Genomic DNA, 236 nt, shown 5'->3' with positions numbered 1-236 from the left:
GCGGCACCGGGATCGGTACATTGATACCCACCTGCCCCACTTCCACTTCGTGCTGATATTTACGTGCGGCGGCACCGCTGGCGGTAAAGATGGAGGTGCCGTTGCCGTAGGGGCTGTTGTTGACCAGTTCCAGTGCTTCTTCCAGTGAGTCCACGCAGACGCAGCACAATACCGGCCCGAAAATTTCTTCCTGGTAAATCGCCATGTTGGCAGTCACATCGGTGAACAGGGTCGGC

General features: G+C 57.6%; 1 protein-coding gene. It reads right to left on the bottom strand.

What is annotated here, in order from left to right:
• Positions 1 to 236, bottom strand: a 236-nt coding sequence (locus tag A3754_RS25810) for an aldehyde dehydrogenase family protein (protein WP_156497246.1), incomplete at both ends; no start/stop codon positions are given.

Source organism: Alcanivorax sp. HI0083 (genome assembly GCF_001635175.1).
The sequence above is the reverse complement of the archived record's forward strand: the minus strand, read 5'-3'. Positions and strand labels throughout refer to the sequence as shown.